Raw genomic sequence first — 15,120 nt, 5'->3', positions numbered from 1 at the left:
CTAAACTTGCGCTCATTTATAATGAGTTCTTAACGTGGGTTTGCGTTTGTAACGCGAACCTCCTTATGCAATGCTACTGGCTCTAACCCACTGTTTAGTAAAAAGCAAAAAGGCCTTTAGTCAAATTCCTCCCGGGGAACTTTGGCTAAAGGCCTTTATTAAAGCCAGCGGCAATGATTTTTTATTCGGCTATAATCAAAAAGTAGTTCTTTTTACCTTTTTGAACTACGATGAATTTGCCGCCAATTAAAGCCTCTGCATTATAAATATCGTCTGCGGTGGCTATCTTAACTTTATTGATGGCAACACCACCACCCTGGATCATTTTTTTGGCTTCGCCCTTTGAGGTGAATACGGCTGATTTAGCTGCTAAAAGATCGGCAGCATTAATGCCTTCTTCAAGCTCGCTTAATGAAACTGTATAATTAGGTACACCTGCAAACAGATCGAGTACTTCGTTCCCGCTTAGTTCATTCAAAAACTCAATACCAACATTACCAAATAAAAACTCCGACGATTTGATGGCTTTCTCGTACTCGGCCTCGCCATGTACCCTAATGGTAATATCCTTAGCCAATGCTTTTTGCAAAACACGGGTATGCGGGGCTGCATCATGCTCAACCTCCATCGCTTCAATAACCTCACGATCAAGCAGGGTAAAAATGCGGATGTATGATTTAGCATCAACATCAGTTGTGTTTAACCAAAACTGGTAAAACTGGTATGGCGATGTACGCTCGGCATCCAGCCAAACCGCGCCGCTTTCGGTTTTGCCAAATTTGGTGCCATCGGCTTTTTTAATCAGGTTGGTGGTTAAGGCAAAAGCCTCGCCGCTATCCTTACGGCGGATCAACTCCGTGCCTGTAACAATGTTGCCCCACTGGTCGCTGCCACCCATTTGTAACGAGCAGTTATGGTGTTTCCAGAGGTAGTAAAAATCGTAGCCCTGTACCAACTGGTAAGTAAATTCGGTGAACGACATACCGGTGTCGCCTTCCAGGCGTTTTTTAACCGAATCTTTAGCCATCATGTAGTTTACAGTGATGTGCTTGCCTACATCGCGGATAAAATCGAGGAAGGTGAAATCTTTAAACCAATCGTAGTTGTTTACCATTTCGGCGCTGTTGGCGCCGGTGTTAAAATCAAGGAAACGGGTAAGTTGTTTTTTTACCGATTCGAGGTTGTGCTGCAACACATCCTCCGATAATAAATTACGCTCGGCCGATTTGCCCGACGGATCGCCCACCATGCCGGTAGCGCCGCCTACCAATGCGTAAGGTTTATGGCCCGCGCGTTGAAAATGGATCAGCGTCATGATCTGGGTAAGGTGGCCAACATGCAATGAATCGGCAGTAGGATCAAAGCCGATATACCCCGAAGCCATACCTTTATTTAACATATCCTCGGTTCCGGGCATTTCGGTATGCAACATGCCGCGCCAGCGTAATTCTTCAACAAAGTTCATATCGGGTTGTATTTCAAAAAGGTGCAAATATAATAGAATATATGTCGTTTTCTTGAAATATGAAAAAGCTATGAAATTGTATATTATGAATGGAAAGCCCCCGATGGGGGGCTTTTTTTAAGATGCTAACGAATAAACAGGTAACTTTAATAAGTTATCATTAATCGATCCATCTGGATCTGTTTTCACATACTCTACTCCATTACGACTACTAACATCAACATTTGCAGTTGTATTGTTATAGTGGGTAAAATAGTAGGAACCACTTTTGATATCCGAGATAACATAATTCACCGAAACAGCATTAGTTGCTTTGGTAGAAGGATTCCAGCAAACTAAATAGGTAATGTGCTCATGTTTCGAACCATCTTTTAATATGATTCCAACAACCAAGTAACCTTTTGTCATTTTACTAAATTTGTGTCCCCGAAAAGCTCGGTAACTCGGATTATTGACAGTTTGCCGGAAAGATCTATATTTGAATCGCGAAATTTTGATATAAAGCAATTGGCGGTTAAGAGTGATAATCCATTCAATCTAAACCGCTGTTGCTTTTTCAATAATTGCACCAAACAATCTCATTTCAATCTCAAGTGACAACCTGACGTTGTGTTGTGACTTTTAAATAATTCTTCTTAAATGTTAGTTAAATCCACAAGATCAATGTGTTTTTATGCCGTAATGTCAGTTTGTTATGTCATTTATTACTTTGATTGACAGTTAACTATAGGTAAACCCAGTTTCAAATAATTACTTATATTTTGTATCTTGAGCAAAACCGGGTATTTTGCAAACCAAGGCTTATGAATTTTTTATCGCATTTTTATTTCGACAGGGATACCACCAACTGTTACCACGTGCTGGGAACGGTACTGCCCGACCTGCTGAAAAATGCCGATAAAAATATCATTCTCCACCCCGAGAAATTGCACCATGCTGATAACGAGATCAATTCCATCATAGCCGGATGGAACAAGCATCTTGAGGTTGACCGTTATTTTCACTCGTCGGATTTCTTTACCACCCGTTCACATGCGTTGAAAAAAATGTTGTTGCCCGCCCTCGAAGGGTCGCCGGTAAAACCATTTTTTTTAGGCCACATCGCTTTAGAGTTAATTATAGATAATTTGCTGCTCACGACCGGCAAAATAAGTGTGGCCGAATTTTACAACCATTTAAGCGGCTGCCACGACGAGAAGATAAACGCGTTTTTAAAGTTTGCCGGATTAGAAGATACTGCCGTTTTCTTTAAATTTTACGATGGTTTTAAGAAAAGCCAATACCTGCATACTTACGCCGAAACCCACCAGGTAGCCTACGCGCTGAAAAGGATTTGTATGCGTATCTGGAAAAATCCATTCACGCCCGAACAGGAAGTAATGATGGATGAGATATTAAGCAACTACCGTGAGGAAATGTTGAATGATTTTATGCTGATTTTTAATGAGATAGCCCGGAAATTAACCGCTGTTTGAAGTGTTGATTGTGCTTTATCTTCGTTTGCGACGCGCTGTTTTACAGCCCCGATAAGCAGGTTGTGGAAAAAATGTGCGCATTTGTAATCAAAATGGCTTGAAAATAAGCAATTAACATTAAAAATTTCTTTTTTCAATAAAATATATCCGTACCTTTGCAGTCCCAATTAACAAATTGGGAAAAGGAGAAAAATTATTTAATGGCAAAAAAACAAGAAGCAGAAAAAGAATTAAAAGCGAAAGAAGCTGAGCTGGGTACAGTGAACGCGTCTGGCGAAAAAGAAACTGTTGAATCAGAAGCTGATTCAATATCTATCGAAGAGATCAAATCAAAGATCGCCTTAACACCAAGCGAAGATTTCGACTGGGATGCCGACGATAAAAAATTTGGTAACTACAGCGATGACGACCGTGAGAAATTTGAAAAATTGTATGATGGAACTTTCAGCTCTATCACCAAAGGCGAAATCATCACCGGTACCGTTGTTAACGTTAATAACAAAGATGTTGTACTTAACGTAGGTTTCAAATCAGACGGTTTAGTATCAGTATCAGAATTCCGTGACACGCCTGATCTGAAGATCGGCGATAAAGTTGACGTTTTTGTTGAATCGCAGGAAGATGCTAACGGTCAGTTAGTGCTTTCACGCAAACGCGCAAAAACTCAAAAATCATGGGAGCGCATTAATTCGGCCCTTGATAACGATGAAATCATCACCGGCTTTGTGAAGAGCCGCACCAAAGGTGGTTTAATTGTTGACATCATGGGTGTTGAAGCCTTCTTACCTGGCTCACAGATCGATATCAAACCTATCAGGGATTACGATGTGTATGTAGGTAAAACTATGGAATTCAAAGTTGTTAAAATCAACCACGAATTCAAGAACGTTGTGGTATCGCACAAAGTGCTTATCGAAGACGATCTGGAAAACCAAAAAACTGAAATTGTTGCGCGCCTTGAAAAAGGTCAGGTATTGGAAGGTACCGTTAAAAACATTACCGACTTTGGTGTATTCATCGATCTTGGCGGTGTTGACGGCTTACTGCACATTACAGATATTTCATGGGGCCGTATCGAGCACCCACGCGAAATTCTTGCATTGGATCAAAAAATCAACGTTGTTGTGCTTGACTTTGATGACGAGAAAAAACGTATCGCTCTGGGCTTGAAACAATTAACCCCGCATCCTTGGCAAAGTCTTTCTGAAGAAATTCAGGTTGGATCTAAAGTTAAAGGTAAAATTGTTACCGTTGCTGATTACGGCGCATTCCTTGAAATCATCCCTGGTGTTGAAGGTTTGATCCACGTATCAGAAATGTCATGGTCGCAAAACCTGCGCAACCCTCAGGAATTCCTGAAAGTTGGCGACGAGATCGAAGCTCAGGTACTTACATTAGACCGCGAAGAGCGCAAAATGTCGTTAGGTATTAAACAATTAACCCCTGATCCTTGGCAAAATGCTGCCGAAAGGTATGCAGTAGGTACACAACACGTAGCTACAGTTAAAAACATGACCAACTTTGGTGTGTTTGTTGAACTGGAAGACGGTATCGATGGTTTGATCCACATCTCTGACCTTTCATGGTCTAAAAAAGTTAACCACCCTAACGAATTCACTAAAGTTGGTGAAAAACTGAACGTGGTTGTACTTGAACTTGATGTAGAGAACCGCAAACTGAGCTTAGGCCACAAACAGCTTGAAGAAAACCCTTGGGATACATTTGAAACTATCTTCACTATCGATTCGATTCACGAAGGTACTGTGATCAAAGTAACTGATAAAGGTGCTATCGTAGCTTTACCTTATGGTGTTGAAGGCTTCGCGCCAACCAAACACCTGGTTAAAGAAGACGGCAAAGCTTTAAAAGCTGAAGAAGCTGCTGAATTCAAAATCATCGAATTTAACAAAGAGAACAAACGTATCGTTATTTCACACTCACGTATTTGGGAAGAAGCCCGTGCCGACGCTCGTGTACAAGAGTTTGAAGCCCGCAAAAAAGAAGCTAAAGCAGCTACCAACGCGGTGAAAAAAGTGAAAGATTCGGTTGAAAAATCAACTTTGGGTGATTTGAGCGTATTAGCACAATTGAAAGAGCAAATGGAAGGTGCCGAAAACAAAGCACGTAAAACCGGCTCTGAAGAAGAAGCATAATTAATAGCTTAACCGCTTTTATATAAGCCCCCCGATAACATCGGGGGGCTTTTTTTTGCCCATCTGATTTTGCGAGATTCTTGCGCTCGTTTATAATGATTGATTCTTGCGCTCGTTTGTAAGGAGCGCTTAAAATGGTTTCGCGGTTGTATCGCGCAGCTTGCGTTACAAACGCAAACCCATGTTACGCACTCGTTGCAAACGAGCGCGAGTTGGATTGTATCGCGCGGCTTGCGTTACAAACGCAAACCCATGTTACGCACTCGTTGCAAACGAGCGCGATTTGTATATAATAGTTCATGTTTAAAAAGTCTCCCCTTTCGGGGGAGATTTAGAGGTGGCTTTTGAAAACAAATTATTATTTTTGCCCAAATCCACCCATACGATGCAAAATCTGACACTGCTCGACGGACAAAAGTTTCAAATTACCATACAACGTTTATGTCGCCAGTTAATTGAAAATCATAACGATTTTTCAAATACGGTATTAATAGGCATCCAGCCCCGGGGCATTTACCTGGCCAAGCGTGTTGCTGAAGAGCTAAGGGCTATATTACCCGGAAAAAATATACTACAGGGCGATCTGGACATTACCTTTTACCGCGATGATTTCCGCCGCCGCGAATCGCAGCTGGTACCTAATCAAACCAGGATAGATTTTATTATTGAAGGTAAAAAAGTGATCATGATGGATGATGTGCTGTGGACGGGTCGTACCATCCGCGCTGCGATGGATGCGTTACAAGCCTTCGGTCGCCCGGAAAAAGTTGAGCTTTTAGCTTTGGTAGATAGAAGGTATTCGCGCCACATTCCGGTAGCTGCGGATTATGTGGGTATTGAAGTAGATTCTATCGCATCACAAAAAGTGGTAGTAAGTTGGAGAGATACTGATGGCGAAGACAAGATTGTACTTGTTTCTGAGTAATTTCGGATTTCGGATGTTCGATTTCGGAATTATTTTGATTTTGAATTTACTGATTTTAAGAAATTTTATTTGAAATGGATAAGGTTGAATTAAAAAAGAGGACTAAGAAATTCGCAACAGATATTATTAGGTTTGTTGAAGAGTTGCCTCGTTTCCGTTCAATTGACATCTTAACTCATCAATTACTAAGAAGCTCAACTTCTGTAGGTGCAAATTATCGATCAGCATGTAGAGGAAAATCGACGGCTGATTTTATAAACAAAATAGTGATAGTAGAAGAAGAAGCTGATGAATCAATTTATTGGTTAGAATTGATTGAGGAGTCGGGTTTAGTTAATTCATCCACTTTGCCTGGCTTGAAAAAAGAGGCTAACGAGCTCACGGCAATCTTTACCGCAATAGGTAAAACGGCGAAAGAAAATCAAAAATTAAATAATAAAAAATAAATAATTCCGAAATCGAACGTCCGAAATCCGAAATACAAAAATCCGAAATCGAACATCCGAAATCCGAAATCAAAATAACATGGCAGGACTGAGCACACGACACTTATTAGGTATTAAAGATTTGAACCGCGCAGATATTGAACTGATATTTGAAACTGCCGATACTTTTAAATCTGTTTTAAACAGGCCTATCAAAAAAGTGCCCTCGTTGCGTGATGTTACTATCGCCAATATTTTTTTCGAAAACTCAACCCGTACCCGTTTATCATTCGAACTGGCCGAAAGGAGACTTTCGGCTGATGTTGTAAACTTCGCTGCTTCGTCATCATCGGTAAGCAAAGGCGAAACGCTGATTGATACCGTAAACAACATCCTGGCCATGAAGGTGGATATGGTGGTAATGCGCCACCCTTACGTCGGCGCAGGGATCTTTCTGTCAAAACACGTAAAAGCCCATATTGTAAACGCCGGCGACGGCGCGCACGAGCACCCTACCCAGGCTTTGCTGGATGCTTTTTCCATCCGCGAAAAATATGGCGATGTGGCCGGTAAAAAAGTGGTGATTGTAGGCGATATCCTGCACTCGCGTGTCGCGCTATCCAATATCCTTTGCCTGAAACAGCTGGGCGCTGAGGTAATGGTTTGCGGACCTACTACACTGATCCCTAAATATATTGGCTCATTAGGTGTTAAGGTTGAGCACAACCTGATTAAAGCGCTTAACTGGTGCGATGTAGCCAATATGCTCCGTATTCAACTGGAGCGCCAGGATATTAAATATTTCCCGTCGTTAAGAGAATACACCATGCTCTTCGGCCTCAATAAAACCATATTGGATTCGTTGGATAAAGAGATCACCGTAATGCATCCCGGCCCGATAAACCGCGGTGTAGAGATTACCAGCGATGTGGCCGATAGTAAGCAATCCATCATACTCGACCAGGTTGAAAACGGCGTAGCCATACGTATGGCTGTACTTTACCTGTTAGCGGGACAAACTCCAACTATTTAAAACGGACAAGCAGATATGCAATTCGGTCAATTAACATCATATCTGAAAGTCAATTATAAGTGGTTTGTTTTACTAACGGTTGTTGCCCTGCTGTTTATTTTGGCAGGATGCGGCCTGCTTTCATTAATTTATTTCCCGATTTTTCTCATCTCGGGGCATTACCGCTATCAATATAGCCGGGAAGAACTGACTCGTTTAAAAGCCAAAGGGCTCACTACACAGGATGTAGAGAATATCCGCTTTGTTAAGCAATGGGAAAACGCCCGTAAGCGGGGGATGTGGGATTATTGCATCATTAACGGCGGCTTTTTGTATGGTTTGGCAATATCAATAGCAACAAGTACCCTTATGCTGATCTGTACAGGTAAAAATATAAGGGACGGAATGGATGTTTTTGGTGGCATGTTTAGTTTTATTGGCTATAATTATATTTTAGGTGCTGTTATCGGCGTTATCATTTTCCGCAGGGTTTGGATATATAATGAACGTAAGTTTGTAAACCTGACCGATCCTTTGGCCGGTAACTATTTCGCAGCGGATTTTAGAGATCTTTAAATTCAATTTATGAAGTTGAAACTTTGCTTAGCGTTATTGCTGTTTAAATCGGGTATTACCTTTGCCCAAAGCCATCAGCAGTTTAAAACCGATTCGGTATTCGCATTGGTGAAAACCTTTTTTAACGCTAAGCAAGCCGATTCTATTTACAATCTTACCGGTACCAACTTCAGGCATTCGGTTGGCGGCGGACAGTTTCGCAGTTTGATGGAGCAGCAATTATTTCCGCTTAACGATATCAAGGGTTCAAGTGTGATCAGTTTTGTAAATAACAAGGTAAGTACCTATAAATTGGTGTTCCAAACCGCTACACTGCAGTTACTGATGAGTTTGGACGCGGGTAATAAGATTGAGCTGTTCCTTTTTCAGCCGTATAAAGAAGTTACCGCCGATAAAACCGGCAAGGTGCCAACATCAAATAAAATGCTTAGCGATATGGACAAACAGGTTGATGAAATTGCCGGACCCTATATTCAAAAGCTCAACACCGTTGGCTTAAGTATCGGCATATTAAAAAACGGGCAGATCAGCACGTATAACTACGGCGAAACGGCCCGGGGTAACAAACAATTACCAACGGCCAATACCATATTCGAAATCGGCTCTGTCACCAAAACCTTTACGGCCACCTTACTGTCCTGGTATGCAAACGAAGGTAAGGTGAAGCTAACAGATCCTGTAACTAAATACCTGCCCGATTCTGTAAAAGCTAATCCGGCACTCAACGGTATAACCCTGTTGCAACTCAGTAACCACACCTCCGGCCTGGCACGCATCCCTGAAAATTTGCAGTTTGATTCGGCCGGAGCGGCAAATCCTTACAAAAACTATACTAAGAAGCTGTTATTCGCCTATCTCAAAACCTGTAAACTGAACAGTAGGCCGGGCGAGCAATATGCTTACTCCAATTTAGGCGTAGGGCTGTTAGGTACCGTTCTATCACAGGTAAGCGGCAAAACGTTCGACCAAATGGTACAGGAAATTATCTGCGCCCCGCTTGGCATGAAAAATACAGTACAGCACCTGAGTGCCCTGCAGCAAACCGCCTTTACCAAAGTATACAGCCAATACGGCGACCCAACCGTACCCTGGGATTTTAGCGCCCTCGCTGCCTGCGGGGCACTGCGTTCAACCGTAAATGATTTGTTGGTGTATGCCAGGACTAACATGAACAACGGTGCCGACAGGCTCGGGAAAGCTTTAGCACAAACGCATGAAGTTACTTACAGCAAGGATACCAAGATTGGCCTTGGCTGGCATATTATTGTGGTAGATGGAGCGGACTATATTTTCCATAACGGCGGCACTTATGGCAGTAGCAGTTTCCTGGCGTTTAACGCAGAGAAGAAACTTGCTGTGGTAATATTATCAAACTCGGCGGAGAGTACTGATGCGATAGGGACGGGGTTGATTAAGAAATTGCAGTAGGGGCGGGGGATTTGTTCAATATCAATTGCTGCCTAAAGCATCAATGTAGTGCGCTTTCTGCATCCCAGGATGGAGGTTATGGTTTTTGATTGATTTGGAGCTTTTAAAAAACATAACTATCCTTTAACGCATTACCTGATAAATTACTTCAATCGCGATACCCGTATCTTATCTAAATTTTTATATTTGCTATTATGGCAAAACGCTTGAGGTTATTGTTCGGAATGTTTGCGGTGTTGTGCTTTTCAGCACTAACGCAGGTTTCGTATGCCTCGGCAGTTGCAAACGGATCCCCGTCAACCCTAAAGTCGGTTAACCGTTTAAAAAAAGCCGGTCAATTAGCCGCAAATCTGCAGGATGATTTGCTTAAAACAGTTATCAGATTCCGGCAGCAACCCAATTATTCGCCTGATTTGCATGCAGAGGCTGCCACCTCGCAGTCGGCAGACCTTCGTTTCCCGGTTCTGGTACAAACGCCCCAAATTTTATTTATATATAAGCATTTGTATTACAGGTTTCTCCTGTATCCTTTTCATGCCTTCTGGTAGTAACTGATATTTTTTTTGTATTGATAACGTTTGTTTTTCATGAACAGGCGATAACCATTAATGGCAGTTAATTGAAAAATGATTATCTCGTTAACATGGAGTTATGAAAAGAAATGCAAAGAAAAAGTTTCATTCGCAGGTAGCGGTTATGCTGGCCAAAGAATTCAGGGAAGAGGCCGAGGTCCATTTCCAGGATATGATCATTAAAATAAAGATTCCGCTGGTTACTATCGAGTCGGGAATGGGAGCAATTCTTTTACGCATCCAACAACTGGTAGAAAAATATTTTCCTGAAAGGCAGGATGATATCGCCTTATTGATAAGGGATGGCGGCAGCCGCTATGAAAACGTATTCAAAATCTGGAGGCCTGTGGCCTGAGTTTGGTTTTGCTTCCTTTTACTTATTAAAAACAATATTGATGAATAATGAAAATTTAGCCGTTGGCACACGGCTGCGTTATACCGGAAAACTATTTGAAGGGTTTGACCCACAGGTGCCTCAAGCCGTATTTCTTGGTTATGATAGCAATAGCTGGACAGGTATTTGGATTAATTACAGGGGCGTGGTGCGTTTCGTATCTTTATCGGATATTGAAGTTGACAAACCTTTAACCGAACAATAATGATTCAGGATAATTTGCTTGTTGTGCTGGCTCTGCTGTTCACAACATCTATGCTGGCTTTGCTCAGCAATAAAATAAACGTATCGTACCCTATATTATTGGTGCTGTCGGGGTTGGTGATCAGCTTTATTCCGGGCGTGCCGGTTATAAAAATGGATCCGGAAATCATATTCGTGGTTTTTCTGCCTCCATTGTTATACTCCGCCGCCTGGAATACTTCGTGGGCCGAGTTTTGGCGTTTGCGCAGGCCGATCTCCTTATTGGCCTTCGGCCTGGTGATTTTTACGGCTACTACCGTCGCATTTTTTGCCCATTGGCTTATTCCGGATTGCTCGTTAGCGTTGGGCTTTTTGCTGGGCGGCGTAATTTCGCCGCCCGATGCGGTTGCCGCGGCATCGGTATTTAAGGATTTGAAAGTACCCGCCCGGATAGTAGCCATACTGGAAGGTGAAAGCCTGGTTAATGATGCATCCAGCCTTATAGTTTTCAGATTTGCGCTGCTGGCTATTTCTACCGGGCAGTTTACGTTTTGGCAGGCAACGGGCAGTTTCTTTTCGGTAGTGATTATGGGGGTATTGATAGGCCTTGCCATAGCGCATGTGGTTTATGCCATCCACCGCTTTTTGCCAACCACGCCTGGCATCGATACGTCACTTACATTGATTGCGCCATACCTGATGTACCTTACTGCCGAGCATTTTCATTTTTCGGGTGTGCTGGCGGTTGTTAGCGGCGGGTTATTTTTGTCTTTCCGCTCGTCGGATATTTTTTCGTACGATTCGCGGCTGCAAATACTCAACGTATGGAATGTAGCCATCTTTTTATTGAATGGCGTAGTGTTTATCATGATAGGGCTGCAATTACCTGATATCGTTGCGGGTATAGGGCATTACTCCCTGTCTGATTGTATCGTGTTCGCGGTGGCGATAAGTTTACTATCGATCATTGTAAGGCTGATCTGGGTTTTTCCGTCTGCCTATCTTCCGCGTCTATTCAGCCGCCGCATAGCAAAACGGGAGGGGCCGCTCAACTGGCGACCGGTTTTTGTGATAGGCTGGAGCGGTATGCGGGGCGTGGTTTCGCTTGCATCGGCGCTTGCCATTCCGCTAACGCTTGCAGATGGAACGGCTTTCCCGCACCGTAACCTCATCCTGTTTATCACTTTTGTGGTGATACTGTTTACGCTTGTATTGCAGGGGTTAAGTCTTCCTTTTATACTGCGGATGCTTAATTTGAAGGTTGTGGATGATGACAGGAGCCAGGAGCAGCAGATCAGGCACCGGCTGGCCACAGCGGTTATCGCTTACCTGGACGATAATTGCGGCCTGGATATAGAAGAAAAGCCCTTGTTTAGGCGCGTAAAAGAGAAGTACGAGCGTATGGCCGAGATTGCCGGGAAGCAACTGGACGGTGATGAGCAAACACCTGCTTTTATTCATAATTATCGCCAGATGCTGCTGGATATTATTGATGTGCGCCGAAACGAACTAAAAAAAATGCACCGGAACAAAGAGTTTGCAGATCACCTGATCCGCGCCCGTGAGCGCGAGCTTGATCTGGAAGAAGCCAGGACCCGGAGAAATTAACGTTTGAGTATGTTTTACAGATTAACTAAGCTTATTGTATTATCCGGCCTTTTATGCCTTGCTTCTGCTGCAAAGGCTAAAAAGCCTGTTACTATAATGCATGAGGCGAGGCTGACTGTAAGGCAGTGTTTGCATGCCGAAATTTTTGCAGAGGAAAATTCATTGGCATCTGTTTTAAACAGCCAGCTGCTATGTAAGCAGCAGGTAACCGTTCACGCTGCATTTTTAACGGTAATACCGGTTGGCCAGGCAAGAGGCGGTGATAGAATTTCGCAGCATATCATTACTTCGCGCAATGACCAGGTACCCCGAAAGTTATTGCTGATCCTGTTCCCTTTCCATGTTTTTTGGTAATGATTACTAAGTTTTCTGCCCAATTAACGAAGCTTTGCCGCTTCTTTTAAACTTATTTAGAAAATCTTACCATGACTCATATTTTAGAAAGCTCCCTGATTGCAGGAGGGGTGATGGCGCTTTTTGGCGTGCCCCTTTATATCATCATTAAACGTTCAAAACAAAAGCAACTTGCTTTATTAAGGAACAAGTTGTTTAACAAAGCCTCGGCATTAAGTCTTGATCTTACACGTTACGAACAGGTTAGCGACAGAATTATAGGTTGGGCCAAACCGGGTAGGTTGTTGTTACTTGCAGATCTTAACCAATCTGAAACTATAGTTTACAACCTGGCAAAAGCAACAAAAACCTATGTACGGAAAACTATGAATGGTACATCCGTAGGTTCGATCGCATTACAGATAGCCGATGCGCAAAACAAAGTGATTGATAGCATAACCTTTTATCGCCAGTTTGAAGATAACGAGATGAAAATCAAACAGATTGAAAAACAGGCAAAGGATTGGGAAACGCTGCTCAATTCATATTTAAGCTGATAACATAAATGCTTCCCCGGTAATGGGGAGGCATTTTTACTTTACATGACCATACTTACGTTAAATGATCTGCCTATTAACGGCAACGGACAGGGCTTCTGTCATGTTGCTTACTTCAAGGCGCTCAAAAATTTGCCGCCTGTAGTACTTTACAGTGTCGGGCACCACAAATAAGCGTTCGGCTATCTGGTTGATGGTTAGCCCCTGGGCATGCAAACGTAAAACTTCCGTTTCGCGTTTATTAAGCCTGGGCTTTTGCAATTTGTGCCAGGTATTGTTGGTGGTATCTAACTGCCATATCTCGTTTGCACCTTGTTTGTGGATATATACATTGCCCGCGTTTTGATGGTTGGAGATCGATACAACGCACATAGCCTTCCACATTTTTTGCTCGTTGGTTAAAAACAGCGGGGTAAGTTTATGGTTGATGAGTACACGTTTGCCGTCGCGGTTTATAAGGTGAAAATCATAGGTGATGCTGTATAGTTTTTTGTTTTTACCTGCCTGCTTTTCATAAAAGTCAAAACCTGCTTCGTTTATGCGGGTAAGCAATTCTAAATCTTCCGGGGGGACATTTTTAAAATAGAAGTCATAGCCCATCTGTAACACTTCGGCCGGTGTATAACCGCATAAAAACAGAGGATTTTCTGATACGTACTCAAACGACATGTTGGTATAATCAATGATATAAACGCTTTCGTAGGTAAGCCGGGCAAAAGCTTTCACCGCTTCCAGGTAATTGTTTTCCTGCAGTTTTTTCTCATCCGCTGTTACTTCTACTTTGTTACGGGTTAGCAAACCCGAATTGATATTATTATTCATTTTAATAGCCCTATCGGCAAATTTACACTAAAGTGTAGCCTTTAAAAACTTTGTTGTTTTGACTTTTGCATTATACAAGCCCTGCAATGAAAAAGAATAAATACCTTAAAACTACCTAAACCATGATAAAGGCTACCATCAATTGTAAAAACTGCGACAGTACTGTAGACGGTAATTTTTGTAGTAGCTGCGGCCATCCGGCGATTATAAAACGGGTGGATGGCCATTATCTTTTGCACGAGATACAGCATGTACTGCATTTTGAAAAAGGTATTTTTTATACCATCCGCGAACTCCTGATCAGGCCGGGACAAAATGTAAGGGAGTTTTTAGCTGATAACCGGAGCCGCATGGTAAAACCTGTGTTGTTTATTACCATCACTTCGCTCATCTACTCAATAATAAACCATATTTTTCATGTAGAGGAGGAGTATATCACCTATAAATCAACCGAGAGTGCAGCAACCGACACGATATTTGCATGGATACAGGGGCATTACGGTTATTCAAATATTATAATGGGCGTTTTTATAGCTTTCACCCTGAAGCTGTTTTTCAGAAAATACAATTACAACTTTTTCGAGATCCTGATTTTGCTATGTTTTGTAATAGGGATGGGCATGCTGATCTATACCGTTTTCGCTTTTGCTTACGGCGCGTTTAAGTTTAATTTAATAGCAACCGGCGGAGTGATCGGGCTATGCTACTGTGTGTGGGCTATCGCCCTTTTTTTTGACGGGCGCAAATGGATAAACTACCTTAAAGCGCTTGCCGCATATCTACTGGGTTCAATTATATTTATGCTGGTTGCATTGTTACTTGGGATAACGGCCGATATTTTATTGAAGCACTAACGGTATTGGGTTCAAGTGATAATTTATCGCTTTTTGAAAATTACTGCCAGCGTTTTTGGAAAGCAGATGTCAACATCAAGGTAACCAACAAATAACACCTTTGGGATTTACAAGGAGTTCCATTCGTTATAAATAAGTTAAGTTTTTGCCGCACCTGATATAATCGGCATTGCTAACCACGCCTTGCCATCGGGGCTTTTTATATTGCTGCTATGGCTTCATATGCCGGGGAGGGCTTAATTCTAACAATATCTCATCAGGATTTACAGCCACAGGTTTTAATTACAAATTATTTTGTTTAATTTTTGATGGATGATACAACAAGAGGTGCAGGCTTT

Annotated in this window: 16 protein-coding genes; 13 read left to right on the top strand and 3 right to left on the bottom strand. The window is 42.3% G+C overall.

What is annotated here, in order from left to right; all coding sequences use genetic code 11:
* Positions 1-181: 181 nt before the first annotated feature.
* Both tyrS and LX99_RS04875 read right to left on the bottom strand, forming a co-directional pair.
* Positions 182-1,465, bottom strand: a complete 1,284-nt coding sequence (gene tyrS / locus LX99_RS04880) for a tyrosine--tRNA ligase (RefSeq protein ID WP_109606814.1) — start codon at positions 1,463-1,465, stop codon at positions 182-184.
* Positions 1,466-1,582: 117 nt separating this feature from the next.
* On the bottom strand, positions 1,583-1,873 hold the full coding sequence (locus tag LX99_RS04875; RefSeq protein ID WP_109606813.1) for a DUF3892 domain-containing protein: 291 nt from the start codon (positions 1,871-1,873) through the stop codon (positions 1,583-1,585).
* A gap of 395 nt (positions 1,874-2,268) precedes the next feature.
* On the opposite strand from LX99_RS04875, the gene LX99_RS04870 reads away from it, so the two are divergent.
* The 12 genes from LX99_RS04870 to LX99_RS04810 all read left to right on the top strand — a co-directional run bounded on the left by LX99_RS04870 (position 2,269) and on the right by LX99_RS04810 (position 13,106).
* Positions 2,269-2,940, top strand: a complete 672-nt coding sequence (locus tag LX99_RS04870; RefSeq protein WP_109606812.1) for a hypothetical protein — start codon at positions 2,269-2,271, stop codon at positions 2,938-2,940.
* 200 nt (positions 2,941-3,140) lie between these two features.
* Positions 3,141-5,093, top strand: coding sequence for a 30S ribosomal protein S1 (rpsA, locus tag LX99_RS04865; protein ID WP_109606811.1), 1,953 nt, complete (start codon positions 3,141-3,143; stop codon positions 5,091-5,093).
* Between the two features lie 385 nt (positions 5,094-5,478).
* On the top strand, positions 5,479-6,018 hold the full coding sequence (pyrR, locus tag LX99_RS04860) for a bifunctional pyr operon transcriptional regulator/uracil phosphoribosyltransferase PyrR (RefSeq protein WP_109606810.1): 540 nt from the start codon (positions 5,479-5,481) through the stop codon (positions 6,016-6,018).
* Positions 6,019-6,092: 74 nt separating this feature from the next.
* Positions 6,093-6,464, top strand: coding sequence for a four helix bundle protein (locus tag LX99_RS04855; RefSeq protein WP_109606809.1), 372 nt, complete (start codon positions 6,093-6,095; stop codon positions 6,462-6,464).
* A 79-nt stretch (positions 6,465-6,543) separates the two neighbouring features.
* Positions 6,544-7,476 carry an aspartate carbamoyltransferase catalytic subunit gene (locus tag LX99_RS04850; RefSeq protein ID WP_109606808.1) on the top strand — a complete coding sequence of 311 codons (933 nt, stop codon included), beginning with the start codon at positions 6,544-6,546 and terminating at the stop codon, positions 7,474-7,476.
* A 15-nt stretch (positions 7,477-7,491) separates the two neighbouring features.
* Positions 7,492-8,031, top strand: a complete 540-nt coding sequence (locus LX99_RS04845) for an LptM family lipoprotein (protein ID WP_109606807.1) — start codon at positions 7,492-7,494, stop codon at positions 8,029-8,031.
* Between the two features lie 9 nt (positions 8,032-8,040).
* Positions 8,041-9,459, top strand: coding sequence for a serine hydrolase domain-containing protein (locus LX99_RS04840; protein WP_109606806.1), 1,419 nt, complete (start codon positions 8,041-8,043; stop codon positions 9,457-9,459).
* Positions 9,460-10,110: 651 nt separating this feature from the next.
* Positions 10,111-10,386, top strand: coding sequence for a hypothetical protein (locus LX99_RS04830; RefSeq protein ID WP_022829711.1), 276 nt, complete (start codon positions 10,111-10,113; stop codon positions 10,384-10,386).
* A complete protein-coding gene (locus LX99_RS04825) occupies positions 10,334-10,630 on the top strand; it encodes a hypothetical protein (RefSeq protein WP_170122630.1) in 297 nt (98 codons plus the stop codon). The genes LX99_RS04830 and LX99_RS04825 overlap by 53 nt, the downstream gene beginning before the upstream one ends.
* Positions 10,630-12,216: a Na+/H+ antiporter gene (locus tag LX99_RS04820; RefSeq protein WP_109606803.1), complete on the top strand. Its 1,587-nt coding sequence runs from the start codon at positions 10,630-10,632 to the stop codon at positions 12,214-12,216. The genes LX99_RS04825 and LX99_RS04820 overlap by 1 nt, the downstream gene beginning before the upstream one ends.
* Before the next feature lie 9 nt (positions 12,217-12,225).
* Positions 12,226-12,570: a hypothetical protein gene (locus tag LX99_RS04815; protein ID WP_109606802.1), complete on the top strand. Its 345-nt coding sequence runs from the start codon at positions 12,226-12,228 to the stop codon at positions 12,568-12,570.
* 71 nt (positions 12,571-12,641) lie between these two features.
* Complete coding sequence (locus LX99_RS04810) at positions 12,642-13,106, top strand: hypothetical protein (RefSeq protein WP_109606801.1); 465 nt, start codon at positions 12,642-12,644, stop codon at positions 13,104-13,106.
* A 60-nt stretch (positions 13,107-13,166) separates the two neighbouring features.
* On the opposite strand, the gene LX99_RS04805 is transcribed toward LX99_RS04810, so the two are convergent.
* Positions 13,167-13,928 carry a LuxR C-terminal-related transcriptional regulator gene (locus LX99_RS04805; RefSeq protein ID WP_109606800.1) on the bottom strand — a complete coding sequence of 254 codons (762 nt, stop codon included), beginning with the start codon at positions 13,926-13,928 and terminating at the stop codon, positions 13,167-13,169.
* Positions 13,929-14,050: 122 nt separating this feature from the next.
* Here LX99_RS04805 and LX99_RS04800 point away from each other — a divergent pair, with 122 nt between their 5' ends.
* Positions 14,051-14,782 (top strand): DUF3667 domain-containing protein, encoded by a 732-nt coding sequence (locus tag LX99_RS04800; protein ID WP_109606799.1) that lies wholly within the window; start codon positions 14,051-14,053, stop codon positions 14,780-14,782.
* The last annotated feature ends 338 nt before the right edge of the window (positions 14,783-15,120 follow it).

Source organism: Mucilaginibacter oryzae, assembly GCF_003148845.1.
In the GTDB taxonomy this organism is placed as follows: domain Bacteria; phylum Bacteroidota; class Bacteroidia; order Sphingobacteriales; family Sphingobacteriaceae; genus Mucilaginibacter; species Mucilaginibacter oryzae.
Note: the sequence above shows the minus strand (reverse complement) of the source record. Positions and strands in the feature narration are given on the sequence as shown.

Excerpts from the sequence above, each read along its gene's own strand:
- LX99_RS04845 (WP_109606807.1), top strand. The coding sequence starts at position 7,492 with ATGCAATTCGGTCAATTAACATCATATCTGAAAGTCAATTATAAGTGG.
- tyrS (WP_109606814.1), bottom strand. The coding sequence starts at position 1,465 with ATGAACTTTGTTGAAGAATTACGCTGGCGCGGCATGTTGCATACCGAA.
- LX99_RS04875 (WP_109606813.1), bottom strand. The coding sequence starts at position 1,873 with ATGACAAAAGGTTACTTGGTTGTTGGAATCATATTAAAAGATGGTTCG.
- LX99_RS04830 (WP_022829711.1), top strand. The coding sequence starts at position 10,111 with ATGAAAAGAAATGCAAAGAAAAAGTTTCATTCGCAGGTAGCGGTTATG.
- LX99_RS04840 (WP_109606806.1), top strand. The coding sequence starts at position 8,041 with ATGAAGTTGAAACTTTGCTTAGCGTTATTGCTGTTTAAATCGGGTATT.
- LX99_RS04805 (WP_109606800.1), bottom strand. The coding sequence starts at position 13,928 with ATGAATAATAATATCAATTCGGGTTTGCTAACCCGTAACAAAGTAGAA.
- LX99_RS04815 (WP_109606802.1), top strand. The coding sequence starts at position 12,226 with ATGTTTTACAGATTAACTAAGCTTATTGTATTATCCGGCCTTTTATGC.
- LX99_RS04870 (WP_109606812.1), top strand. The coding sequence starts at position 2,269 with ATGAATTTTTTATCGCATTTTTATTTCGACAGGGATACCACCAACTGT.
- rpsA (WP_109606811.1), top strand. The coding sequence starts at position 3,141 with ATGGCAAAAAAACAAGAAGCAGAAAAAGAATTAAAAGCGAAAGAAGCT.
- LX99_RS04800 (WP_109606799.1), top strand. The coding sequence starts at position 14,051 with ATGATAAAGGCTACCATCAATTGTAAAAACTGCGACAGTACTGTAGAC.
- LX99_RS04850 (WP_109606808.1), top strand. The coding sequence starts at position 6,544 with ATGGCAGGACTGAGCACACGACACTTATTAGGTATTAAAGATTTGAAC.
- pyrR (WP_109606810.1), top strand. The coding sequence starts at position 5,479 with ATGCAAAATCTGACACTGCTCGACGGACAAAAGTTTCAAATTACCATA.
- LX99_RS04855 (WP_109606809.1), top strand. The coding sequence starts at position 6,093 with ATGGATAAGGTTGAATTAAAAAAGAGGACTAAGAAATTCGCAACAGAT.
- LX99_RS04825 (WP_170122630.1), top strand. The coding sequence starts at position 10,334 with ATGGCGGCAGCCGCTATGAAAACGTATTCAAAATCTGGAGGCCTGTGG.
- LX99_RS04810 (WP_109606801.1), top strand. The coding sequence starts at position 12,642 with ATGACTCATATTTTAGAAAGCTCCCTGATTGCAGGAGGGGTGATGGCG.
- LX99_RS04820 (WP_109606803.1), top strand. The coding sequence starts at position 10,630 with ATGATTCAGGATAATTTGCTTGTTGTGCTGGCTCTGCTGTTCACAACA.